20 protein-coding genes are annotated in these 23,164 nt (G+C 63.1%); 13 read left to right on the top strand and 7 right to left on the bottom strand.

Going from position 1 to position 23,164, the window contains the following annotated elements; translation table 11 throughout:
* Positions 1-289: 289 nt before the first annotated feature.
* The gene (arcD, locus tag ACF8FB_RS01720) at positions 290-1,717 is read left to right on the top strand and encodes an arginine-ornithine antiporter (protein ID WP_392509170.1); all 1,428 of its coding nucleotides are present in this window, start codon (positions 290-292) and stop codon (positions 1,715-1,717) included.
* Here the strand turns inward: arcD and ACF8FB_RS01715 are convergent.
* The 5 genes from ACF8FB_RS01715 to ACF8FB_RS01695 form a co-directional block, all read right to left on the bottom strand.
* Positions 1,697-2,110, bottom strand: a complete 414-nt coding sequence (locus ACF8FB_RS01715; RefSeq protein ID WP_010952188.1) for a YbaN family protein — start codon at positions 2,108-2,110, stop codon at positions 1,697-1,699. The two genes, arcD and ACF8FB_RS01715, sit on opposite strands and share 21 nt — an antisense overlap.
* Positions 2,111-2,164: 54 nt before the next feature.
* The gene (locus tag ACF8FB_RS01710) at positions 2,165-2,758 is read right to left on the bottom strand and encodes a biliverdin-producing heme oxygenase (protein WP_010952189.1); all 594 of its coding nucleotides are present in this window, start codon (positions 2,756-2,758) and stop codon (positions 2,165-2,167) included.
* A gap of 347 nt (positions 2,759-3,105) precedes the next feature.
* Positions 3,106-5,694, bottom strand: a complete 2,589-nt coding sequence (locus ACF8FB_RS01705; protein ID WP_049588480.1) for a TonB-dependent receptor — start codon at positions 5,692-5,694, stop codon at positions 3,106-3,108.
* Positions 5,695-5,820: 126 nt separating this feature from the next.
* On the bottom strand, positions 5,821-6,783 hold the full coding sequence (locus tag ACF8FB_RS01700; protein ID WP_041166852.1) for a FecR domain-containing protein: 963 nt from the start codon (positions 6,781-6,783) through the stop codon (positions 5,821-5,823).
* 89 nt (positions 6,784-6,872) lie between these two features.
* Positions 6,873-7,385, bottom strand: coding sequence for an RNA polymerase sigma factor (locus ACF8FB_RS01695; protein ID WP_392510938.1), 513 nt, complete (start codon positions 7,383-7,385; stop codon positions 6,873-6,875).
* 32 nt (positions 7,386-7,417) lie between these two features.
* Between ACF8FB_RS01695 and ACF8FB_RS01690 the strand changes: the two genes are divergently transcribed.
* A complete protein-coding gene (locus ACF8FB_RS01690) occupies positions 7,418-7,744 on the top strand; it encodes a hypothetical protein (protein WP_392510936.1) in 327 nt (108 codons plus the stop codon).
* 23 nt (positions 7,745-7,767) lie between these two features.
* On the opposite strand, the gene gap is transcribed toward ACF8FB_RS01690, so the two are convergent.
* Complete coding sequence (gene gap / locus ACF8FB_RS01685) at positions 7,768-8,769, bottom strand: type I glyceraldehyde-3-phosphate dehydrogenase (RefSeq protein ID WP_010952192.1); 1,002 nt, start codon at positions 8,767-8,769, stop codon at positions 7,768-7,770.
* Between the two features lie 264 nt (positions 8,770-9,033).
* Between gap and edd the strand changes: the two genes are divergently transcribed.
* The 11 genes from edd (at position 9,034) to ACF8FB_RS01630 (ending at position 22,306) form a co-directional block, all read left to right on the top strand.
* Complete coding sequence (gene edd / locus ACF8FB_RS01680) at positions 9,034-10,860, top strand: phosphogluconate dehydratase (protein WP_003255057.1); 1,827 nt, start codon at positions 9,034-9,036, stop codon at positions 10,858-10,860.
* On the top strand, positions 10,857-11,816 hold the full coding sequence (locus ACF8FB_RS01675; protein ID WP_010952193.1) for a glucokinase: 960 nt from the start codon (positions 10,857-10,859) through the stop codon (positions 11,814-11,816). Before edd ends, ACF8FB_RS01675 begins: the two co-directional genes overlap by 4 nt.
* A gap of 78 nt (positions 11,817-11,894) precedes the next feature.
* Positions 11,895-12,620, top strand: a complete 726-nt coding sequence (gene gltR / locus ACF8FB_RS01670; protein WP_010952194.1) for a two-component system response regulator GltR — start codon at positions 11,895-11,897, stop codon at positions 12,618-12,620.
* A complete protein-coding gene (locus ACF8FB_RS01665; RefSeq protein ID WP_010952195.1) occupies positions 12,601-14,055 on the top strand; it encodes an ATP-binding protein in 1,455 nt (484 codons plus the stop codon). Before gltR ends, ACF8FB_RS01665 begins: the two co-directional genes overlap by 20 nt.
* A 215-nt stretch (positions 14,056-14,270) precedes the next feature.
* Complete coding sequence (locus ACF8FB_RS01660; protein ID WP_392509163.1) at positions 14,271-15,521, top strand: AGE family epimerase/isomerase; 1,251 nt, start codon at positions 14,271-14,273, stop codon at positions 15,519-15,521.
* 104 nt (positions 15,522-15,625) lie between these two features.
* Positions 15,626-16,912: an ABC transporter substrate-binding protein gene (locus tag ACF8FB_RS01655; RefSeq protein WP_010952197.1), complete on the top strand. Its 1,287-nt coding sequence runs from the start codon at positions 15,626-15,628 to the stop codon at positions 16,910-16,912.
* A 133-nt stretch (positions 16,913-17,045) separates the two neighbouring features.
* On the top strand, positions 17,046-17,954 hold the full coding sequence (locus tag ACF8FB_RS01650; protein ID WP_003255050.1) for a carbohydrate ABC transporter permease: 909 nt from the start codon (positions 17,046-17,048) through the stop codon (positions 17,952-17,954).
* Positions 17,947-18,792: a carbohydrate ABC transporter permease gene (locus ACF8FB_RS01645; RefSeq protein WP_010952198.1), complete on the top strand. Its 846-nt coding sequence runs from the start codon at positions 17,947-17,949 to the stop codon at positions 18,790-18,792. Before ACF8FB_RS01650 ends, ACF8FB_RS01645 begins: the two co-directional genes overlap by 8 nt.
* Positions 18,793-18,795: 3 nt before the next feature.
* Complete coding sequence (locus tag ACF8FB_RS01640) at positions 18,796-19,950, top strand: ABC transporter ATP-binding protein (protein WP_003255047.1); 1,155 nt, start codon at positions 18,796-18,798, stop codon at positions 19,948-19,950.
* Positions 19,951-19,990: 40 nt separating this feature from the next.
* Positions 19,991-21,334 carry a carbohydrate porin gene (locus ACF8FB_RS01635; protein WP_350298253.1) on the top strand — a complete coding sequence of 448 codons (1,344 nt, stop codon included), beginning with the start codon at positions 19,991-19,993 and terminating at the stop codon, positions 21,332-21,334.
* A gap of 117 nt (positions 21,335-21,451) precedes the next feature.
* A complete protein-coding gene (locus ACF8FB_RS01630) occupies positions 21,452-22,306 on the top strand; it encodes a D-hexose-6-phosphate mutarotase (RefSeq protein WP_003255044.1) in 855 nt (284 codons plus the stop codon).
* Here ACF8FB_RS01630 and hexR read toward each other — a convergent pair.
* Positions 22,299-23,162, bottom strand: a complete 864-nt coding sequence (gene hexR / locus ACF8FB_RS01625) for a DNA-binding transcriptional regulator HexR (RefSeq protein WP_172830949.1) — start codon at positions 23,160-23,162, stop codon at positions 22,299-22,301. The two genes, ACF8FB_RS01630 and hexR, sit on opposite strands and share 8 nt — an antisense overlap.
* Between the last annotated feature and the right edge of the window lie 2 nt (positions 23,163-23,164).

The following is a 23,164-nucleotide window of genomic DNA, read 5'->3' as shown; positions in this document are numbered from 1 at the left end:
CCTTGCGTACTGGCACCTCCATGTCCTTCTAGAGCAAACGCTCTGTTCAGCCTGCGATGCTTGAAACTAGCTGCTTTTGCCGCTTTCGCAAATTTTCCACAAGAATTTCGAGTTTTATCCGTTTCTTTTCTAGTTGCCGGACTGCTGCTAGTTTTGAGAGAGCAGGCACATAGACAAAGCAGTTATGAGTGATATAGGTTGAACGCACAGCTTTAGTATAAGTAACGATATTCATATAGCCCGCAAGGCTGTTTCAAACGCATGACAGGGCTCGAAGAAAGGGAGGCTCATGAGCGAACCGGGACAGAAGCTGCGCCTGGGCGCGCTGATCGCGCTGGTGGTCGGGTCGATGATTGGCGGCGGGATCTTCTCGCTGCCGCAGAACATGGCCGCGCGTGCTGATGTGGGCGCAGTGCTGATCGGCTGGGGGATCACCGCGGTCGGCATGTTGGCCCTGGCCTTCGTGTTCCAGACCCTGGCCAACCGCAAGCCGGAACTGGACTCGGGGGTATATGCCTACGCTAAGGCCGGCTTTGGCGAGTACATGGGCTTTTCCTCGGCCTGGGGCTACTGGATCAGCGCCTGGCTGGGCAACGTCGGCTATTTCGTGCTGCTGTTCAGCACCCTGGGCTTCTACTTCCCGGTGTTCGGCGAAGGCAACACACCCATCGCCATCGGTTGTGCATCGCTGCTGCTGTGGTCGGTACATTTTCTGGTGCTGCGCGGTATCAAGGAGGCGGCCTTCATCAACCAGGTCACCACCGTGGCCAAAGTGGTGCCTTTGCTGATTTTCGTGGTGATCGCGGCATTTGCCTTCCGCGCCGATATCTTCACCCGGGATATCTGGGGCTTGAGCAACCCACAATTCGGCAGCGTGCTGGAGCAGGTGCGCAACATGATGCTGGTGACCGTGTTCGTGTTCATCGGCATCGAGGGCGCCAGTGTGTATTCCGGGCGCGCCCAGCGTCGGTCAGATGTGGGCAAGGCCACGGTCATCGGTTTTCTGGGTGTGCTGGCGCTGCTGGTGCTGGTCAACGTGTTGTCGCTGGGCATCATGACCCAACCGGAACTGGCCGGTCTGCAGAACCCCTCGCTGGCCTCGGTGCTGGAGCATATCGTCGGCCCCTGGGGCGCCTTGCTGATCAGCCTCGGCCTGGCGGTCTCGCTGCTTGGCGCCTTGCTTTCATGGGCGCTGCTGTGTGCCGAAATCCTTTACGCCACGGCGCGGGACAAGACCATGCCGCGCTTTCTGGCCAAGGAAAACGCCAACCATGTGCCGGCTAACGCCCTGTGGCTGACCAACTGCATGATTCAGGGTTTCCTGCTGATTACGCTGTTCTCCGCCGGTACGTACACCAGTCTGATCTACCTGGCCTCGTCAATGATCCTGGTGCCCTACCTGTGGTCTGCGGCCTATGCCGTGCTGCTGGCGATGCGCGCAGAAACCTATGGCGGGCAGCCGAGGTTGCGGCGCAAGGACTTGCTGGTGGCGCTGGTTGCCCTGCTGTATGCCGTGTGGCTGCTGTATGCCGGCGGGCTCAAGTACCTGCTGCTTTCGGCGCTGCTGTACGCCCCCGGCGTCATCTTGTTCGCGAGGGCCAAGCATGAGCAGGGGCAGACGTTGTTCACGGCCTGGGAAAAGCTGATTTTCGCCGCCGTGCTGGTGGGTGCCGCGCTGGCGGCCTACGCCTTGTATTCAGGGCTGCTGAGCTTGTGACGGGGCAGGGCAGGCATGTTCCGGGCGTGACCAGATCCACAGGTTGCCCAGGGTCATGCCGGCGATTGCCAGGAATACCGGCCAGTGATGTTCCAGAAAGGTCAGCATCAGGCCCGCGCACAGCAGCATGCTGATGGTTGCGCTGACCTTGGCCCGGCGCTGGATCACCTTGCCGTTGCGCCAGTTATGCAGAATTGGCCCGAACAGCCGGTGGTTCTCCAGCCATGCCGACAGGCGCGGTGAACTGCGTGTGGCGGCCCAGGCGGCCAGCAGGATGAACTCGGTGGTCGGCAAGCCGGGAATCACAATGGCAACCAGGCCCACCCCGAGGCTCACGTAGGCCAGGATTCCATACGACAGGCGGGCGAGTTTCGAGCGGGCTGGTAGGGTCATGTTCTCACTGCATAAAACGGTTCGGCCACCGGAGGGGTGGCCGGCTACGGCGTATCAGACCAGCGCGGCATCCGCAGCGTAGGCGTGCTTGAGCAACTGGGTGAAGCGCTCGAAGGCGGCCACTGCACCGCGTTCGGCAGCCGCTTCCTCTTCAGGCGAGAGCGCCAGGCCATCGAGGATGCGGGTGAACTGCTTCCAGCCTTCGGCACGGCCACCGGCGGGCTCCCCCAGGTGACGGGCGCCGAAGCTGTCGGACAGTTCCAGGGCCACGGCACGCTTGATCAGAAACGCAGCGCCCAGTTTGGAGCCTTCGGAGACGAAGATCCAGCCCATTGCCTCGCCCAGGCTCGGCTTGCCCACGGCACCCGGTACGGCGGCCGGTACTTCGGTGTCGAGGTCGGCAAGGTCAAGGCGGGCCTGCTCGGCACGGCAGCGCTCAGCCAGATCAGGGACGATTGCGATCAGCTGAGGGTCGTTGTACAGGGCCTGCAGCTCGGACTGGAACAGGTACTGTGCGACGACGAAGCGGGCGAAACTTTCGCGGCTGTCGAAAGGCGCGTGGGATTTCACCAGGGCATCCAGCTCGGCGTGCGGGGCGTGGGTGATCTGGTTCAGGCGCTGGGAGCGCAGGGCTGGGCGGTCGGTCATGGGGGAGTCCTTGGAAAGAGGGCGTCTAGATACAAGACGAAACAGCGGGAGCGGGACAGTAAAAAAAGGTTTTTTTCAGATTGGTTATTGCAGCGCCTGAGAGATCGAGCGCCGCCCGCGCGGCGCATCGCGAGCGAAGCTCGCTCCTACATCTGTTTCGGGCCAGTTATTCCTGCGCCTTATGCGCGCGGCCCCTTGCTGTCCGGCTCTGTATTGTGTCGAGCCAACAAGGCGGTCGCGCGCGGTCACAGGTGTTATAGGCCCGAAACAGATGTAGGAGCGAGCTTCGCTCGCGATGCGCCGCGCGGGCGGCGCTCGATCTCACAACCAATGCACATTTAAAGCGATCAGATATCCCAAACCACATTGATACCGAAGTTGCGCCCCGGCATGGTCAGGCGGTCGATGTTGGCTGGCTGGGTCACAGCCGCCTCACCCTGGCCGTCGTAGCTGCGCACCGAATCCCACTGCCAGTACTTCTTGTCGGTAAGGTTGTACAGCCCGGCGTTGATGGTGACGTCGTCGGTGACCTTGTAGTAACCGGTCAGGTCCAGCACACCGTAGCCCGGGGTGCGGAACTTCGAGGTAGAACCGTCAGGCGAATAGAAGGTGCTGTCGTCGACACGGGTCTTGCGCTTGACCAGCGTCCAGCTCAGCAAGCCACCGTAGTTCTGTTGCTCGTAGCCCAGGCCAAATACGCCTTTGAGCGGGTTGACACTGTTCAGCGGTTGACCGGTGTCATCGTTACGACCATAGGTGTAGGCAATCGAAGTTTGGGTATAGAGACCCTGCGGTGCGCCGAAGTGGTCGAGGTTCAGGCGGCCCTTGAATTCGGCACCCTTGATGGTGGCGTGCTTGATGTTGTTGGCCTGGAAGGTCTGTTCCAGATTGGCGCTTTGCACGGCATCTTCGTCGATGAAATCACGGTACTTGTTGTAGAACACTGCCACGTCGAAGTTGCCGGCGTCGAAGTTGCCACGCAGGCCGGTTTCGTAGCTTTTGCTCTTTTCAGGCTCAAGGTTAGGGTTGCCCTCCACGCGGTAGCCTTGGTCCAGGTTCTGGAAGCGGCCATACATGGCTTTGGCGGTCGGCGTGCGGAAGCCCTCTGCATACTGGCCGTACCAGGTGTAATTGTCGTTGAAGGCGTAGGTCAGGCCGAACTTGGGCGAGACGCGGTGCCACTTCTTGTCCGAATCGTCCTGGGCGGTAGGCGCCGTACCGCTGGACTCCAGACCGCGCAGGAATTCCTCCGTGAATTTGGGCTCCATGCGGGTGTAGTCGTAGCGCGCGCCGGGCATGAAGGTCCAGTTGTTCCAGCGGATTTCATCCTGCGCGAACAGGCTGTAGGTATTCACGGTCGGGTCCGGGAAGTCGCTGACCAAGGCCTGCCCGTCACGCGCGCTGTCCTGTCCGATGGCTGTACAGGTACCACCGATGTTCAGGCAAGTGCCGGTGCCGCTACGTGAACCCGTGACTTTCTCCTGTTTGAGTGTGGTGCCGTAGGTAAACAGGTGGTCGGTTTGGCCAATGCTGAAGGCCTTGTCCAATTGGGCGTCGAATACCCACTGGCGATCCTTGTAGGTAGTCTGCCGGTCCCGAAACACTTGGCGTCCCGAGGCGACATACAGCTCATCGGTACGTTGGTCGGTCTTCGCGATCTGGTAGTTGAAACTCCATTTGACGTGATCCGCGACCACGCTATCGAGGTCGAATTCATGATTGAGGCCGAAGCGTTCACGGGTGATCGTGTCGTTGCCTTGGCGCATGCGGTACGAGTTCATGCCACCGAAGCCCGGAATGAACGGCCCACCCACCGCGCTGAGGATGTTCTGGTCACGGTCATCCTTGTAGCGCTCGTAGGTGAACCCCAGGCGTGCGTCGTCGGCGTAGTTCCAGCCCAGCTTGGCCAGCACGTTGGTGGTGCGCGCATCCATCGGGTTGGCTTCGGTGCGCGACAGGCCGTCGCCACTGTGGCTGCCGTGGGTTTCGGTCTCGTGGCCGTTGCGCTGGCTCAGGTGCAGCAGGCCGTCGAAGTCACCCTGGCGGCCGGCGACGGTGGCGGAGGTCAGCCAGCTTTCGTCGGCCGAGCTGTAGCCGGTTTTCAGGCGTGCCCCCACATCTTTACCGGGCTTGATGATGTCGTCCGGGTCGAGGGTGAAGTAGCTCACCGCACCGCCGATGGCGTTGCTGCCATACAACACCGAGGCCGGGCCGCGGAGGATTTCCACACGCTTGACGATTTCCGGGTCGACGTAGTTGCGCTGGGTCTGGGCGTAAGGGCCGTAGAAGAAGCTGTCGGGGATCGACACGCCGTCGACTTGGGTGAGGATCCGCTCGCCGTCGATACCACGGATGTTGTAGCCGTTCAGCCCGCTGCGTTGGCCGGTTCCGGATACCGAAACCCCCGGCTCGTAGCGCACCAGATCCTGGATATTGTTCACGTTCTGCCGGTCCAGTTGCTCACGGGTCTGCACACTGACAGTGCTGGGTACCTGGCTGACGTCCTGAGCGCTGCGGGTAGCGCTGACGGTCACCTGCTGCAGGGCGATCACGTTGCTTGCGGTTTGGCGCTCCAGTACCACATTGCCGTTGCTGATCTTGCGAAAGCTCAGCCCGGTGCCCCGCAACAGGCGCTTGAGGGCAGCATCTGGCGGCAGCGAACCCTGTACGCCTGGCGAAGCCACGCCGTCGGCCAGCTCGGCGCTGAAGCCGACCTGCCAGCCGGTGACCTGGCTGAAGGCGTTGATCGCCGACACCAGCGGCTGCTGGCCGATGCTGAAGCGGTAGTCGCCCATGCGCGGGCTGCTGGCCTGGGCCGGCTCGGCGGCCAGCGCCGGCAGGCTGCAGGCACCGCTGGCGAGCAGGGCAAGGGTCAACAGGGACAGTTGTCCTGTACGGCGGGGAAGGTTGGACGAGCGGGTAGGACCAGTGGACATCGGAAGCGCTCCCAGACGCGCGGGCTGTTATAGGTGATGGCTGTTCTCGTTCTCAAACAAGAATCAGTTGCATTGGCTATAACGAGACGGGCGGGCGAGTGCGATCGCGTAAAAATAATTCAGGGGTCAGTTCAGGATGACCAGCGCCGGGTACTCATGCAGTTGTGCCGAGGTGATGTGGGCCAGTGCGCGCAGGGTTTCCAGTGGCTGGTCGAGGCGGTAGTTACCGGTGACGGCAACGTGCTCCAACTGCGCATTGCGGTTGATGATCCAGCCCGGGTAGTAGCGCTGCACTTCGGCCAGCACCTGGCTCAACGGGCAGTTCTCGAACACCAGGCGGCCGTCGATCCAGGCCAGGTCCTTGTGCATGTCGGGGCGCTGGCGCTGGCCAAAGCCCTGGGGGCCGACGCTGATGCTGTCGCCGGCACTCAGGCGGATGCGCTGGTCGCGCTCCCCCTGCAGGTCGACATCACCGCGTTGCACCCGTACCTGGGCCTCGCCGTCAAGGTAGCGCACGGCAAAGTCGGTGTCGCGCACCTGTGCGCGCAACGGCCCGGCTTCCACCTCCAGCGGCAGCTGCGCGCCCTCGGGGACCTGGAAGTAAGCCTCGCCCTGTAGCAGGCGGGCGACCTGGCGGCCGTCCTGGCGTTCGCTGGCGAATGCCGAATTGGTGTTGAGCAGCACTTTTGCGCCGTCTTCCAGTTGCAGGCGCTGGCGCTCGCCGACCACCGTAAGGTGGTCGGCCTGCAGGCGCATGGGCAGGTTACCGACGGTGAATAGCCCGACCAGCAGCAGCGCTGCGGTGGCCAGGGGTTTCCAGTGACTGCGCAGGCGCCCGCGCCATGACCTGCGTTGCTGCTGGTGCATGTGCGTGGCCACCTTGTGCAACGGCGTACCGTTCCACAGCGCCTCGGCTTCGACATAGGCCTCGGCGTTTTCGGGCGCGGCGCTCAGCCAGGCTTCAAAGGCCTGGGTGTCTGCGGCATCTGCGCATTGCAGGCGCACCAGCCAGTCCAGCGCCTCGTCCATGGCACGAGCACGGGCATCAGGCCTGGCAGGTGACGGGCGAGGGGCAGGGCTGTCGGTCACGGTGAATCCTTGAATGGTTTTTTTGCGAATGATCAAGGCTAAGGCGGGGTGTGGCAAGGGCTTTGCGTTGCCGTTCGCCTGGGGGCAGCTCACTTGAGTCGTTCGGCAACACCCATGCAGATTGCCATGATCAGTTTCAGTTCCTTTTGTACCGTGCTGGGCGAAACACTCAGTTGTTCGGCGATTTTCAGATAGGTGGCGCCATGCAGGCGGCTGAGGATGAAAATGCGTTGTTGGCGTTCGCTCAGTTGATTGAGGCTGACGCTGAGGTGCTTGAGCAACTGCTCGGCGTGGGCGGCATCCTCGCTGCTGGTGGCTGGCGCGGCGACACTGTGCAGCACTTCGTCGGGCACGTCGTCGACCAGCATGCGTGCCTGCACCCGGCGTGCACGCAGGTGGTCCAGCGCCAGGTTGCGCGCGGTCTGAAACACGAACGGCTCGATGTGCTCGATGGGCCGCTCGCCCAGCGCGCGGGACACCCGCAGGTAGGTTTCCTGCAGCAGGTCTTCGGCCGTGCTGGGGTTACCGACCATGCGCTGCAGGGTACGCAGCAGGGTGAGGCGCTGAACGAGGAAGACGGAATTGAACCGGGACTGACTCACGGGGGGACCTGGCCGACGAAAGGTTAATGATAATGCTTATCATCCGTGCGGCGGGTCAAGTGTGGAAGTATCAGGAAAAGGTAAAGATTGTGAGTCTGCGGGCGCTTGGCGGTGGATTTTCTGTGTATTTGAAATCGAGCGCCGCCCGCGCGGCGCATCGCGAGCAAGCTCGCTCCTACATTTGTTTCGGGCCAATTATGCCTGTGGGATTTGCGCGCGAACGCCCTGGCGCATGGCTCGATATCGCGTCGTACAAACAAGGCGGTCGCGCGCGAGTGGCACAGGATGGACTGGCCCGAAACAAATGTAGGAGCGAGCTTGCTCGCGATGCGCCGCGCGGGCGGCGCTCGATTTCATAGGCGCCGAAAATGCCTTGTCATGCTCAGCCAGCCCGGTGCAGCGCCAGGCAGTTGTCCAGCATCCGGTTGCTGAACCCCCACTCGTTGTCATACCAGGCCAGCACCTTGAGCATCCGCCCGTTGGCCCGGGTATGGTTGGCATCGAAGATCGACGACAGCGGGTTGTGGTTGAAATCGCAGGAAACCAATGGCAGGGCGTTGTAGCCCAATACCTTGGAATGCTTGCTGGCCTCGAGGAACAGCTGGTTCACTTGCTCGGCCGTGGCCTCGCGCTTGAGGTTGACGGTGAGGTCCACCAACGACACGTTGATGACGGGCACCCGCACCGCCATGCCGGTCAGCTTGCCGGCCAGCTCCGGCAGCACCAGGCCCACGGCCTCGGCGGCACCGGTCTTGCTCGGGATCATCGACTGGGTGGCTGAACGCGCGCGGTACGGGTCGCTGTGGTAAACGTCAGTCAGCACCTGGTCGTTGGTGTAGGCGTGGATGGTGGTCATCAGGCCTTGCTCGATGCCGAACTCACGGTGCAGCACCTGGGCGATCGGCGCCAGGCAGTTGGTGGTGCAGGAGGCATTGGAAATGATCTGGTGCGAGGCGCGCAGGATGTCGTGGTTGACCCCGTATACCACGGTGGCATCGGCACCCTTGGCCGGCGCCGAGACAATCACCTTGCCCGCCCCGGCGGCCAGGTGCGCAGCGGCTTTGGCGCGGTCGGTGAACAGCCCGGTGCACTCGAACACCACGTCGATCGCCTCGGCCTTCCAGGGCAGTTCGGCCGGATTGCGAATGGCACTGACCGCGATACGGTCACCGTTGACCGTCAGGCTTTCGTGGTCGGCCTCGACGGTCGCGTCGAAGGTGCCGTGGACACTGTCGTACTTGAGCAGGTGGGCATTCATGGTGCTGTCGCCCAGGTCGTTGATGGCGACGACCTGCAGGTCCTGGCGGTAGCCTTGGGTATACAGTGCGCGCAGGACATTGCGCCCGATTCGGCCGAATCCATTGATGGCGATGCGAAGGGTCATGGCAGTACCTCTGGCAGTTCGAGTGAAACCTGTGGCACAAAGGAGCTTCACTGAAACGGTTTTGTTGTTGGAATTACAAGATTATTCACTGGCTGATAGAAAACAAGCCTTTTTAGTGGCAGTATTTTGTTTAAATATACAACGAGTGGTTGGGCGTCGTGCCTCCACCGATGCAGCGGGCTCCTAACCATGAGCCTAGGCCGCAATCGTTTGGAGGGGAAATGCCCGGTAAACCGCCCTTACAATTAGCCTGGAGTCCAGTACATGCATCCGCGCATCCTTGAGGTCACCCAGCGGCTGGTCGAACGCAGCCGCGCCACCCGCGAACGCTACCTGCAACTGATTCGCGGTGCGGCCAGTGAAGGCCCCATGCGTGCCAGCCTGCAGTGCGCCAACTTCGCCCACGGCGTGGCCGGTTGCGGCAGCGAAGACAAGCAGACTCTGCGCCTGATGAACGCGGCCAACGTGGCCATCGTCTCGGCCTACAACGACATGTTGTCTGCCCACCAGCCTTACTTGCACTTCCCCGAGCAGATCAAGCAGGCCCTGCGCGAGGTCGGTTCGGTCGGCCAGTTCGCCGGTGGCGTGCCGGCCATGTGCGATGGGGTGACCCAGGGCGAGCCGGGCATGGAGCTGGCGATCGCCAGCCGTGAAGTGATCGCGATGTCCACGGCGGTAGCGCTGTCGCACAACATGTTCGACGCGGCACTCATGCTGGGCATCTGCGACAAGATCGTCCCCGGCCTGATGATGGGCGCGTTGCGCTTCGGCCACCTGCCGACCATCTTCGTCCCGGGTGGGCCAATGGTTTCCGGCATCTCCAACAAGCAGAAGGCCGATGTGCGCCAGCGCTATGCCGAAGGCAAGGCCAGCCGCGAAGAGCTGTTGGAGTCCGAGATGAATTCCTACCACAGCCCCGGCACCTGCACCTTCTACGGCACCGCCAACACCAACCAGTTGGTGATGGAAGTGATGGGGCTGCACCTGCCGGGCGCCTCGTTCGTCAACCCGTACACGCCGCTGCGTGACGCACTCACCGCCGAGGCTGCGCAGCAGGTGACGCGCATGACCAAGGCCAGCGGCAGCTTCATGCCGCTGGGCGAAATCGTCGACGAGAAGGCGCTGGTCAACTCCATCGTCGCGCTGCACGCTACCGGCGGCTCGACCAACCACACCCTGCACATCCCGGCGATCGCCCAGGCTGCGGGTATCCAGCTGACCTGGCAGGACATGGCCGACCTCTCCGAAGTGGTGCCGACCCTGTCGCACGTCTACCCCAACGGCAAGGCCGACATCAACCACTTCCAGGCTGCCGGCGGCATGGCCTTCCTGATTCGTGAACTGCTCGACGCCGGCCTGCTGCACGAAGATGTCAACACCGTGGCCGGCCATGGCCTGCGCCGCTACACCCAGGAACCCTTCCTCGACAATGGCAAGCTGGTGTGGCGCGAAGGGCCGCAACACAGCCTGGACGAAAGCATCCTGCGCCCGGTGTCGCGACCATTCTCGGCCGAAGGCGGTCTGCGGGTGATGGAAGGCAACCTGGGCCGTGGCGTGATGAAAGTATCTGCCGTCGCCCCCGAGCACCAGGTGGTCGAGGCCCCGGCGCGGGTGTTCCAGGACCAGCAGTCGCTGGCCGATGCGTTCAAGGCCGGTGAGCTGGAGCGTGACTTTGTCGCGGTGGTGCGCTTCCAGGGCCCGCGCTGCAATGGCATGCCGGAACTGCACAAGCTCACCCCGTTCCTCGGTGTATTGCAGGACCGTGGCTACAAGGTTGCGTTGGTCACCGACGGGCGCATGTCCGGTGCCTCGGGCAAGATCCCCGCGGCCATCCACGTTTGCCCGGAGGCTTACGACGGCGGCCCGCTGGCGCGGGTGCGCGATGGTGATATCGTGCGGGTCGACGGAGTCGAAGGCACGTTGCGGATCATGGTGTCGGCCGAAGAACTGGCCAGCCGTGAGCTGCCGCCGGCACCCCAGGGCAACGACCTGGGGTGTGGGCGCGAGCTGTTCGGCTTCATGCGCATGGCGTTCAGCCCGGCAGAGCAGGGCGCCAGTGCCTTTACCTCGGCCCTGGAGCACCTCAAATGAAGCACCTGCTGGTTGGTGATATTGGCGGCACCAATGCCCGTTTTGCGTTGTGGCGTGACAACCAGCTGCATGAAGTAAATGTTTTCGCCACCGTGGACTACACCAACCCGGAGCAGGCCATCGAGGCCTACCTGGAAAGCCAAGGTATCGCCCGCGGTGGCCTGGCGGCGGTGTGCCTGGCGGTGGCCGGCCCGGTCGATGGCGATGAATTCCGCTTCACCAACAACCACTGGCGCCTGAGTCGCACGGCATTTTGCAAGACCTTGCAGGTCGAGCGACTGTTGCTGATCAATGATTTCACCGCAATGGCACTGGGCATGACGCGTCTGCGCGAAGGCGAGTTCCGCGAGGTGTGCCCCGGCCAGGCCGACCCCTCGAGGCCGGCACTGGTGATCGGGCCAGGTACTGGCCTGGGTGTGGGCTCGCTGCTGCGCCTGGGCGAACAGCTCTGGAAGGCCCTGCCGGGTGAAGGCGGGCATGTTGACCTGCCGGTAGGCAATGCTCGCGAAGCGGCAATCCACCAGCAGATCCACAGTCAGATCGGTCATGTCAGCGCCGAGGCCGTGCTCAGTGGGGGTGGCCTGGTGCGGCTGTACCAGGCGATCTGTGCGCTGGACGGCGACACGCCCAGGCACAAGACCCCGGCGCATATCACCGATGCCGCGCTGGGCGGGGAGCCACGGGCGCTGGCGGTGGTCGAGCAGTTCTGTCGTTTCCTTGGGCGAGTGGCGGGTAATAATGTGCTGACGCTGGGCGCGCGAGGCGGGGTCTATATTGTGGGCGGTGTGATTCCGCGCTTTGCCGAGCTGTTCCTGCGTAGCGGGTTTGCCGCGAGTTTTGCCGACAAGGGGTGTATGAGTGGCTATTTCACCGGGGTGCCGGTGTGGCTGGTGACGGCGGAGTTTTCCGGGTTGGAGGGAGCAGGGGTAGCGTTGCAGCAGGCGTTGGATCACTGAGGGGGGCGCTTTGCGGCCCCGATGGCAATACCCGACAGCAGGCAAAAAGACCTGTAATCAACAAGAGGAAGGACCACCTTGAGCACTGCCGGCAAATCGATCCTGATGGTCGACGACGACCAGGAAATCCGTGAACTGCTGCAAACCTACCTGAGTCGATCCGGCTTCCAGGTGCATGCCGAGGCTGACGGCAAGGGCTTTCGCCACGCGCTGGAAACCACGCCCTGCGACCTAGTCATTCTTGACGTCATGTTGCCCGACGAAGACGGCTTCAGCTTGTGCCGCTGGGTACGCCAGCACCCTCGCCAGGCGCGCGTACCTATCATCATGCTCACCGCCAGTTCGGACGAGGCCGACCGGGTCATCGGCCTGGAGCTGGGCGCTGACGACTATCTGGGCAAGCCGTTCAGCCCCCGCGAACTGCAAGCGCGAATCAAGGCTTTGTTGCGTCGCACCGAGTTCGGCCAGACGGCGCCGGGCAACGCCGTGCTGGCCTTCGACGACTGGCGCCTGGACACGGTCAGCCACCGCCTGTTCCACCGTGATGGAGAGGAGGTGATTCTCTCCGGCGCCGACTTTGCCCTGCTCAAACTGTTCCTCGATCACCCGCAGCAAATCCTCGACCGCGACACCATCGGCAACGCCACCCGTGGTCGCGAACCGATGCCGTTGGACCGTATCGTCGACATGGCGGTCAGCCGTCTGCGCCAGCGCCTGCGCGATACCGACAAGCCTCCCCGGCTGATCCGCACGGTGCGCGGCAGTGGCTACTTGTTGGCGGCACATGTCTGCTGTGCGCCCTGAGCGGCGCTGGCGCCTGCTGCCGCGCTCCTTGCTGGGGCGCATGCTGCTGCTGACCTTGCTGGTTGTCCTGCTGGCCCAGGGGTTGTCCAGCATTATCTGGGTATCTCAGCTGCGCGCCAGCCAGCTTCAGGGGCTGCGTGCCAGCGCCAGCAGCCTGGCGCATTCCATGAGTGCCAGCGTCAGTTACTTCCGCTCGCTGCCGGTGGCCTACCGGCCGCTGGTGCTCGACCAATTGCGCAGCATGGGCGGCACGCGTTTCTTCGTGTCGCTCAACGCCACGCCGCTGGACATGCAGGCACTGCCCGTCACCCCTCGCAAGCAGGCGGTGATCGATGTGTTTCAGCAGGTGCTGCACGAGCGCTTGGGTTCGCAGATGGAAATTTCCGTGGAGTTTGTCGGGCCTGACGACCTGCGCATCTTCAACAGCGGCCTCAAACTCGACGAGCTGCCGCGCTCATGGGCCCATTATTCGCTGACCTTGGAGCCGCTGAAACCCCCGGTACTGGTCACGCAGATCCGCTTGGGCGAGGGCGAATGGTTGTACATCGCCTCGCTGTTGCCCGAACCGTACACGGGGCTGGAAGCCGAACGCCTGCCGCGCCAGCAGATCGGCTTCATCGTGCTGACCACGGCCTTGCTGTTGCTGTTCATCGGCTTGCTGGTGCACTGGCAAAGCTGGCCACTGAAGCGCCTGGCGCGGGCCGCCCGAGAGATGTCGCTGGGTGCCGATGTGGCGCCAGTGGCTGAAGCAGGCGGCAGTGAAGTGGTCGAGGTGAGCCGGGCATTCAACAGCATGCGCGAGCGTATCAGCCGTTACCTGACCGAACGCAGCCAGCTGTTCAGCGCCATTTCCCACGACCTGCGCACGCCGATCACCCGCCTGCGCCTGCGCGTCGAACTGCTGGAGGACGAGCGCCTGCAGGCCAAGTTCAGCCAGGACCTGGACGAGCTGGAGTTGCTGGTCAAAGGCGCCTTGCAGTGCGTAAAGGACACCGACATCCACGAAAACATCGAGCCGGTCGACCTTAACCAGGTGCTGGAGATTCTGGCCGAGCCTTACCTGGGCGATGGTCGCATCACCGTCGAGGGCCAGGCGCTGGCGCCATACCCGGGCAAGCCGCTGGCGTTGCGTCGCTGCATCGGCAACCTGATCGACAACGCCATCAAGTACGGCGAACGGGCGCGGCTGCGCATCATCGACGGGGCAGAGGGTTTTGTGCTGCAGGTGGATGACCAGGGGCCCGGGGTGCCGCAGCAGCAGCTGGAACAGGTGTTCGAGCCGCATTTCCGGCTGGCCGGGCAGCAGCAGGGGTATGGGCTGGGGTTGGGCATTGCGCGCAACATCGCCCATAGCCATGGGGGCGAGGTGAGCTTGCTGAACCTGCGGGAGGGCGGGCTGCGGGTGACCCTGTATCTGCCGCGGGGTATGGATTGAGTTTTTGGGGTGCCTGTGCGGGCTTCTTCGCGGGTGAACCCGCTCCTACAACGACCGAGTCAGGTTTGCGTCGTAGGAGCGGGTTCACCCGCGAAGAGGCCCGCACAGGCACCCAAAATGTCACTGCCCGGTGACAATCCCGTCGTCCTTCGTGACATCCGCCATGACCCCGCTGGCTAGAATTCGCAAACGACTGGCAAGGATCAAGCTGGCCCATGACCCCCCTCAACCTGTATGTGAACAGTTGGCTCAATGCCCCGGCCCACACCGCCTGGCGCCTGGCTGAAGCACAGCGCCTGCTGGCCTTTGCCAAGGCCGCGAAACTACCCGACGGTTTCGGCAACCTGGATGCCAATGGGCAACTCGCCCCCGGTGCCCGTGCTGAAACCATCAACACCGCCCGCATGACCCATTGCTTTGCCCTGGCCCACCTGCAGGGCATCCCCGGTAGCCTGGCCTATGCCGAGCACGGTGTGGCAGCACTGCGCGGTGCCATGCAGGATGCCACCCACGGCGGTTGGTTCGCCCATCCTGGCGGCCACGACGATAGCGGCAAGGCGGCGTACCTGCATGCCTTCGTCGCGCTGGCCGCCAGCTCGGCGGTGGTGGCCGGCGCTGTCGACGCCAATACGCTATTGGCAGACGCAATCCAGGTGATCGAAGCGCATTTCTGGAGTGAAGACGAAGGTGCTCTGCGGGAAACCTTCTCCCGCGCCTGGCAGCTTCCCGAGCAGTACCGGGGCGCCAACAGCAACATGCACGCGACCGAGGCCTTCCTGGCGTTGGCAGACGTCACCGGCAACGGCCTGTGGCTGCAACGTGCCTTGCGTATCGCCGAACGCATCATCCATACCCATGCCACCGCCAACGGCTATCGGGTGATCGAGCATTTCGATGTCCATTGGCAGCCGCTGCCGGATTACAACCTCGAACACCCCGCCGACCCCTTCCGGCCTTATGGCACTACACCCGGGCATGCCCTGGAGTGGGCGCGGTTGCTGTTGCACCTGGAAGCAAGCCTTGAACGGGCCGGCCTGTACGCCCCGCAATGGCTGCCGGACAGTGCCCGCGCATTGTTCGACACAGCCTGCCAACAGGCCTGGAACGTCGATGGCGAACCGGGTTTCGTCTATACGCTGGACTGGGCTGATCGCCCGGTGGTGCATGCACGATTGCACTGGGTGCACGCTGAGGCTTGCGCGGCTGCGGCAGCCCTGTTGCAACGCACCGGCGAGGCGCATTACGAACAGTGGTACCGCTGCTGCTGGGGCTTTATCGCCAACCATTTCATCGACCCCATTGGCGGCAGCTGGCACCACGAACTCGATGCGCACAACCAGCCGGCCGGGTCCCTCTGGCCGGGCAAGCCCGACCTCTATCACGCCTACCAGGCGCTGCTGCTGCCAGGTTTGCCCCTGGCACCCAGCCTGGCCAGCAACCTGGCCGGCAATGTAACCAAACGATGACATTCACGCATCGCTTCGTTACCTGACGAGGCGGGCACGCTGTTTAGACTTCATGCTACGCAAGCGATCGACTTGCACGGCATAACAACAAGAAAGGTGCTCCGATGAATTCCACGCTCCGTCTCGCTGCCGCAATTTCCTTTGCCTCGTTAATCCCCTTGGGTGCCCAGGCTGCTGACGCCAAAGGCAGTGTCGAAGTGGTGCACTGGTGGACCTCTGGTGGTGAAAAAGCGGCGGTCGATGTGCTCAAGGCCCAGGTCGAAAAAGACGGCTTCATCTGGAAGGACGGCGCCGTCGCCGGCGGCGGTGGTGCAACGGCCATGACCGTGCTCAAAAGCCGCGCAGTGGCCGGCAACCCGCCGGGCGTCGCGCAGATCAAAGGCCCGGACATCCAGGACTGGGCGGCCACCGGCCTGCTCGACGCCGATGTGCTCAAGGATGTGGCCAAGGAAGGAAAGTGGGACTCGCTGCTCGACAAGAAAGTGGCCGACACCGTGAAGTACGACGGTGACTACGTTGCCGTACCGGTGAATATCCACCGCATCAACTGGCTGTGGATCAACCCCGAGGTGTTCAAAAAAGCCGGCATCGACAAGGCGCCCACCACCCTCGACGAATTCTACGCCGCCGCCGACAAGCTCAAGGCTGCCGGTTTCATCCCGCTCGCCCATGGTGGGCAACCCTGGCAGGACAGCACCGTGTTCGAAAGCGTGGTGCTGTCGGTGATGGGCGTCGATGGCTACAAGAAGGCCTTGGTCGACCTCGACAGCGCAACGCTGACCGGGCCGCAGATGGTCAAGGCGCTGACCGAGCTGAAGAAGGTCGCCACCTACATGGACCCGGACGGCAAGGGCCAGGACTGGAACCTGGAAGCCGCCAAGGTCATTAACGGCAAGGCCGGTATGCAGATCATGGGCGACTGGGCCAAGAGCGAATGGACCCTGGCGAAGAAAACTGCTGGCAAGGATTACCAGTGCGTGCCGTTCCCCGGTACTGACAAGTCCTTCCTGTACAACATCGACTCGTTGGTGGTGTTCAAGCAGAACAACGCTGGCACCTCTGCTGGTCAGCAGGACATCGCCCGCAAGGTGCTGGGTGAGGACTTCCAGAAGGTCTTCAGCATCAATAAGGGTTCGATCCCGGTACGCAACGACATGCTTGCCGACATGGGCAAGTATGGTTTCGATGCCTGTGCTCAAACCTCCGCCAAGGACTTCCTGGCCGACGCCAAAACGGGCGGCCTGCAACCGAGCATGGCGCACAACATGGCCACCACGCTGGCCGTGCAGGGCGCGTTCTTCGATGTGGTGACCAACTACATCAACGACCCCAAGGCCGACCCGGCCGATGCGGCGAAGAAGCTGGCGGCGGCTATCAAGGCTGCCCAGTAACGGCTGTTCGCGGGCACGCCCGCTCCCAGATGGGCCCTGCTCACCACTGTTCCTGGTCATGACGCCGGACCTGTGGGAGCGGGCTTGCCCGCGAAGCGGTGCGTAGCATCGCCACTACCTCGGGATCCAATACATGACAACGACCACCGCCCAACTGCGGGCCTCACCCCTGGACGCGCTTCAGCGCTGGCTGCCCAAGCTGGTGCTGGCACCCAGCATGTTCATCGTCCTGGTGGGCTTCTACGGCTACATCCTCTGGACCTTCGTGCTGTCCTTCACCACCTCGACCTTTCTGCCCACCTACAAGTGGGCGGGCCTTGCGCAATACGCCCGTCTGTTCGACAACGACCGCTGGTGGGTGGCGAGCAAGAACCTGCTTCTGTTCGGCGGCCTGTTCATCGCCATCAGCCTGGCCATCGGTGTGTTGCTGGCGGTGCTGCTGGACCAGCGCATCCGTCGCGAGGGCTTCATTCGCACCATTTACCTGTACCCCATGGCACTGTCGATGATCGTCACCGGTACCGCCTGGAAGTGGCTGCTCAACCCGGGCATGGGCCTGGACAAGCTGCTGCGCGACTGGGGCTGGGAGGGCTTTCGCCTGGACTGGCTGATCGATCCCGACCGGGTGGTGTATTGCCTGGTGATCGCGGCCGTGTGGCAGGCTTCGGGCTTCATCATGGCCATGTTCCTTGCCGGCTTGCGTGGCGTCGACCCGTCGATCATCCGCGCGGCGCAGATGGATGGCGCCAGCCTGCCGCGCATCTACTGGACCGTGGTGCTGCCCAGCCTGCGCCCGGTGTTCTTCAGCGCGCTGATGATCCTTTCGCACATTGCCATCAAGAGCTTCGACCTGGTGGCGGCAATGACGGCCGGCGGCCCGGGTTACTCCTCCGACTTGCCGGCCATGTTCATGTACTCGTTCACCTTCAGCCGCGGCCAGATGGGCATGGGCTCGGCCAGCGCCATCCTGATGCTCGGGGCAATCCTGGCGATCCTCGTGCCTTACCTGTACTCGGAGCTGCGGAGCAAACGCCATGCATAGTCCTGTCGACAAGCCAGTGCTCAGCCTCAGCCGCATGGCCATCCATGCCGTGTTGCTGATCGCCGTGCTGCTGTATCTGGTGCCGCTGGTGGTGATGCTGCTGACCAGCTTCAAGACCCCCGAAGACATCACCACCGGCAACCTGCTGAGCTGGCCTGCAGTGATTACCGGCATAGGCTGGGTCAAGGCCTGGGGAGCGGTCAGCGGTTACTTCTGGAACTCGATCATGATCACCGTGCCCGCGGTGCTGATCTCCACCGCGATTGGTGCACTGAACGGCTATGTGCTGTCGATGTGGCGCTTCCGAGGTTCGCAACTGTTCTTCGGCCTGCTGCTGTTCGGCTGTTTCCTGCCGTTCCAGACCGTGCTGCTGCCGGCCTCGTTCACCCTCGGCAAGCTTGGCCTGGCCAGTACCACTGGTGGCCTGGTGCTGGTGCATGTGGTCTACGGCCTGGCCTTCACCACGCTGTTCTTCCGCAACTTCTACGTGAGCATCCCCGACGCGCTGGTCAAGGCCGCGCGGTTGGACGGTGCCGGGTTCTTCACCATCTTCCGCCGCATCATCCTGCCGATGTCCACGCCGATCATCATGGTCTGCCTGATCTGGCAGTTCACCCAGATCTGGAACGACTTCCTGTTCGGCGTGGTGTTCTCCAGCGGCGATTCGCAACCTATCACCGTAGCCCTGAACAATCTGGTCAATACCAGCACCGGGGCCAAGGAATACAACGTCGACATGGCGGCAGCGATGATCGCTGGCCTGCCAACCCTGCTGGTCTACGTGGTGGCAGGCAAATATTTTGTGCGCGGGCTGACGGCCGGCGCGGTCAAGGGGTAAGCCATGGCAACGCTCGAACTTCGCAATGTGAACAAGACCTACGGCAGCGGCCTGCCGGATACCCTCAAGGACATCCAGCTGTCGATCAAGGACGGCGAGTTCCTGATCCTGGTGGGCCCGTCGGGCTGCGGCAAGTCGACCCTGATGAACTGTATCGCCGGCCTGGAGCAGATCACCGGCGGCGCCATCCTCATCGACGAACAGGACGTCAGTGGCATGAGCCCGAAGGACCGCGATATCGCCATGGTGTTCCAGTCCTATGCGCTGTACCCCACCATGAGCGTGCGCGAGAACATCGAGTTCGGCCTGAAGATTCGCAAGCTGCCCCAGGCCGCCATCGACGAGGAAGTGGCGCGGGTGGCCAAGTTGCTGCAGATCGAACACTTGCTGGCGCGCAAGCCGGCGCAGCTGTCCGGTGGCCAACAGCAGCGCGTGGCCATGGGCCGGGCATTGGCGCGGCGACCCAAGATCTACCTGTTCGATGAACCCCTGTCCAACCTCGATGCCAAGCTGCGGGTCGAAATGCGCACCGAAATGAAGTTGATGCACCAGCGCCTGAAGACCACCACGGTGTACGTCACCCATGACCAGATCGAGGCCATGACCCTGGGCGACAAGGTGGCGGTGATGAAGGACGGCATCATCCAGCAGTTCGGCACCCCGCAGCAGATCTACAACGACCCGGCCAACCAGTTCGTGGCCAGCTTCATCGGTTCGCCACCAATGAACTTCATTCCGGTGCGTCTGGCCAGGCAGGATGGCCGCTTGCTGGCGCTGCTCGACAGCGGCCAGGCGCGCTGCGAACTGCCCTTGGGGGAGGCTGCTGACGCGCTTGAGGGGCGCGAGATCATCCTCGGCATCCGCCCTGAGCAGATCGCCCTGGGCGCTGCTGACGGCAATGGTTTGCCGGCTATCCGCGCCGAGGTGCAGGTGACAGAGCCCACCGGGCCGGACCTGCTGGTGTTCGTCACGCTCAACCAGACCAAGGTGTGCTGCCGCCTGGCGCCAGATGTGGCGTGCCGGGTGGGCGACACCCTCAACCTGCAATTCGACCCGGCCCGGGTGCTGCTGTTCGACGCCGCCAATGGCGAGCGCCTGCACCTGGCCAGTACTGGCGCAACCGCAAAGGACAACGTGGCTCACTTCAAAGGCCGTTGACTCGTCTACACCATCAATAAGAAAAAGAGGACGCAAAGGGATGGAACAGCGCAAACGCATCAAGACACTGGGATCGTTGGCCTTGCTTGCACTTGTAGGCAGCAGCGGTACACAGGCTGCCGAGGCTTTTTCCAGCGAATCCAAATGGATGACCGGCGACTGGGGCGGCACCCGGACCGAGCTGCTGGACAAGGGCTATGACTTCACCCTCGATTATGTGGGTGAGGTGGCTGGCAACCTGCATGGCGGCTACAACGACGACAAGACGGCACGCTACAGCGACCAGTTCGCCCTCGGCGCGCATCTGGACTTGCAGAAGATACTGGGCTGGCATGATGCCGAGTTCAAGCTGGCAATCACCGAGCGAAGCGGTCGCAACCTGTCCAACGACCGCATCAGCGACCCGCGCGCCGGGCAGTTCAGCTCGGTGCAGGAGGTGTGGGGCCGTGGCCAGACCTGGCGCCTGACCCAGATGTGGATCAAGCAGAAGTACTTCGACGGCGCGCTGGACGTGAAATTTGGCCGTTTTGGCGAGGGCGAGGACTTCAACAGCTTCCCTTGCGACTTCCAGAACCTGGCCTTCTGCGGCTCGCAGGTGGGCAACTGGGTGGGCGGCATCTGGTACAACTGGCCGGTCAGCCAGTGGGCGCTGCGGGTGAAGTACAACATCACGCCGGAGTTCTTCGTACAGGTCGGGGCCTTCGAGCAGAACCCTTCCAACCTGGAAACCGGCAACGGCTTCAAGCTGAGCGGTAGCGGTACCAAGGGGGCGATCTTGCCGGTGGAAGCGGTGTGGTCGCCCAAGGTCAATGGCCTGCCGGGCGAGTACCGCCTGGGTTACTACTACAGCACGGCCAAGGCTGACGATGTGTACGACGACGTCAACGGCAACCCGCAGGGGCTGACCGGTGAGGCCTTCAAGTCGCATTCCAGCAAGCACGGATGGTGGGTGGTGGCGCAGCAGCAGGTCACTGCCCATGGCGGCGACGTCAACCGGGGCCTCAGCCTGTTCGCCAACTTCACCGTGCACGACAAGGCCACCAACGTGGTCGACAACTACCAGCAGGTGGGGCTGGTCTACAAAGGCGCTTTCGACGCCCGGCCCAAGGATGACATCGGCTTCGGCGTGGCGCGTATTCATGTGAATGACGACGTGAAGAAGCGCGCCGAACTGCTCAACGCACAGAGCGGCATCAACGATTACGACAACCCTGGTTTCGTGCCGCTGCAGCGTACCGAATACAACGCAGAGCTCTACTACGGCTTCCACGTTACCAACTGGCTGACCGTGAGGCCCAACCTGCAGTACATCAAGAGCCCTGGCGGGGTGGACGAGGTGGATAACGCGCTGGTCGCTGGCTTGAAGATTCAGTCGTCATTCTGAGGCAACTTGTTGTAAATTTACGCCAATCCATTTTCGGTTCCCGGCACTCACTGGTCTGCAGTGGGTGTTGGGGATAGGCCGAGACAGCGCTATCTCAAACAACAAGAGCTCTGAACCATGCCCGAACATCCGCTCCATCGCTTCTTCTCCTCGCAGCGGCCCCGGCCGACATTCGAGTGGGAGCGTTATCAGCAGCGCGATGTCCTGATCATCGACCACCCCCGTTGCCAGGCGGTGTTCAGCCGCCAGGGCGCGCAGTTGCTGCACTTTCAACCAGCGGGTGAACGGCCGTGGCTGTGGTGCGCCGAACAGTGGCCGCAGGTGGGGGCGATCCGCGGTGGTGTGCCGGTGTGCTGGCCATGGTATGGCCGTCATCCCAGCGAAGACCTGTGGCCGGCCCACGGTTGGGCGCGGTTGCTGGACTGGAAGCTGGTGGACAGCCGTGAGGACGAGGAGGGCGTGACCCTGAAATGGCGGCTGGACCTGTGCGACTGGCAGGTCGACCTGCACGCCCGGCTGGGTAGCCGCATGGAACTGAGCCTGAGCACCGAGCATCAGGACAGCGAACCCTGCCAGTTGAGCCATGCACTGCTGGCGTACTGGCGCATCAGTGACGTGTCCGAGATAGCGCTGTCTGGCTTGGAAGATATTGAGGGCTATGACCGCCTCAACCGTCAGGCTTGCCGTGAAGATGGCGCGCTGAAGCTCAAGGGCGGCTGCCAGAAGGTCTACCCCGGTACGCCACGGGTGCAATTGCAGGACCCAGCCTGGCAGCGCGAGCTGTGCATCGACACCGGTGACAGCGACGACACCGTGGTCTGGCACCCTGGCAATCGCCCGCTGATGGGGGTGACCGGCCGCGAGTCGCAGCGTTTTGTCTGCGTCGAGGCGACCAGCGGCAGTGGCGAAGGCCTGAGCCTGGCACCTGGGCAGCGTGCGCACCTGCGTTTGCAGGCGCACCGGCTCAGTTGAGTTCGTCGTCCTCGATCGGGTAACGGCTGGCGTTGAGGCTTTCCTTGATCTTGCGCAGGTGGGGCTGGAAGTCCACGCCGCGGCGCAGGGTCATGCCGGTGGCCAGTACATCGAGCACGGTCAGCTGGATGATCCGCGAGGTCATTGGCATGTAGATGTCGGTATCTTCCGGCAGCGGAATGTGCAGGCTCAGGCTGCAGGCATTGGCCAGTGGCGAGCCTGCAGCGGTGAGGCCCAGCACCGAAGCGCCGTTTTCACGTGCCAGGCGCGCCACGTCGACCAGTTCGCGGGTGCGCCCGGTGTAGGAAATGATCACGAACAGATCGCCGGTGTGGGCGACCGAGGCCAGCATGCGCTGCATCAGCACATCGGCGTGGGCCGACACGGCCAGGTTGAAGCGGAAGAACTTGTGCTGCGCATCCAGGGCCACCGGGGCCGAGGCGCCGAGGCCGAAGAAGTGGATCTGCCGGGCCTGGATCATCATGTCCACGGCGCGGCTGACCTGCTGCGGGTCCAGTTGCTGGCAGGCGCTGTCAAGCGAGGCGATGGCGCTGGCGAAGATCTTCTGGGTGTAGGCGGCCGGGTCATCGTCGGCCTCTACCGCGCGGCTGACATAGGCGGCACCACTGGCCAGGCTCTGCGCCAGTTGCAGCTTGAGTTCGGGGTAGCCGCTGACGCCGAACGAGCGGCAGAAGCGGTTGACGGTCGGTTCGCTGACCTTGGCCGCCTGGGCCAGCGCAGCGATGCTGAAACGGGTGGCTTGTTGCGGGTTGAGCAGGATGACTTCGGCGACTTTGCGTTCGGCCTTGTTCAGCTCGTCGAGGCGGCCCTGGATCTGTTCCAGGAGGTTTCGCACGC

It is taken from the genome of Pseudomonas sp. yb_2 (genome assembly GCF_043103905.1).
Classification (GTDB): Bacteria; Pseudomonadota; Gammaproteobacteria; order Pseudomonadales; family Pseudomonadaceae; genus Aquipseudomonas; species Aquipseudomonas alloputida.
The sequence above is the reverse complement of the archived record's forward strand: the minus strand, read 5'-3'. Positions and strand labels throughout refer to the sequence as shown.

Bases quoted from the DNA above. Each gene is read 5' to 3' on its own strand.
- arcD (WP_392509170.1), top strand. From the start codon at position 290: ATGAGCGAACCGGGACAGAAGCTGCGCCTGGGCGCGCTGATCGCGCTG.
- ACF8FB_RS01715 (WP_010952188.1), bottom strand. From the start codon at position 2,110: ATGACCCTACCAGCCCGCTCGAAACTCGCCCGCCTGTCGTATGGAATC.
- ACF8FB_RS01710 (WP_010952189.1), bottom strand. From the start codon at position 2,758: ATGACCGACCGCCCAGCCCTGCGCTCCCAGCGCCTGAACCAGATCACC.
- ACF8FB_RS01705 (WP_049588480.1), bottom strand. From the start codon at position 5,694: ATGTCCACTGGTCCTACCCGCTCGTCCAACCTTCCCCGCCGTACAGGA.
- ACF8FB_RS01690 (WP_392510936.1), top strand. From the start codon at position 7,418: ATGCTTATCATCCGTGCGGCGGGTCAAGTGTGGAAGTATCAGGAAAAG.
- gap (WP_010952192.1), bottom strand. From the start codon at position 8,769: ATGACCCTTCGCATCGCCATCAATGGATTCGGCCGAATCGGGCGCAAT.
- edd (WP_003255057.1), top strand. From the start codon at position 9,034: ATGCATCCGCGCATCCTTGAGGTCACCCAGCGGCTGGTCGAACGCAGC.
- ACF8FB_RS01675 (WP_010952193.1), top strand. From the start codon at position 10,857: ATGAAGCACCTGCTGGTTGGTGATATTGGCGGCACCAATGCCCGTTTT.
- ACF8FB_RS01665 (WP_010952195.1), top strand. From the start codon at position 12,601: ATGTCTGCTGTGCGCCCTGAGCGGCGCTGGCGCCTGCTGCCGCGCTCC.
- ACF8FB_RS01660 (WP_392509163.1), top strand. From the start codon at position 14,271: ATGACCCCCCTCAACCTGTATGTGAACAGTTGGCTCAATGCCCCGGCC.
- ACF8FB_RS01655 (WP_010952197.1), top strand. From the start codon at position 15,626: ATGAATTCCACGCTCCGTCTCGCTGCCGCAATTTCCTTTGCCTCGTTA.
- ACF8FB_RS01650 (WP_003255050.1), top strand. From the start codon at position 17,046: ATGACAACGACCACCGCCCAACTGCGGGCCTCACCCCTGGACGCGCTT.
- ACF8FB_RS01645 (WP_010952198.1), top strand. From the start codon at position 17,947: ATGCATAGTCCTGTCGACAAGCCAGTGCTCAGCCTCAGCCGCATGGCC.
- ACF8FB_RS01640 (WP_003255047.1), top strand. From the start codon at position 18,796: ATGGCAACGCTCGAACTTCGCAATGTGAACAAGACCTACGGCAGCGGC.
- ACF8FB_RS01635 (WP_350298253.1), top strand. From the start codon at position 19,991: ATGGAACAGCGCAAACGCATCAAGACACTGGGATCGTTGGCCTTGCTT.
- ACF8FB_RS01630 (WP_003255044.1), top strand. From the start codon at position 21,452: ATGCCCGAACATCCGCTCCATCGCTTCTTCTCCTCGCAGCGGCCCCGG.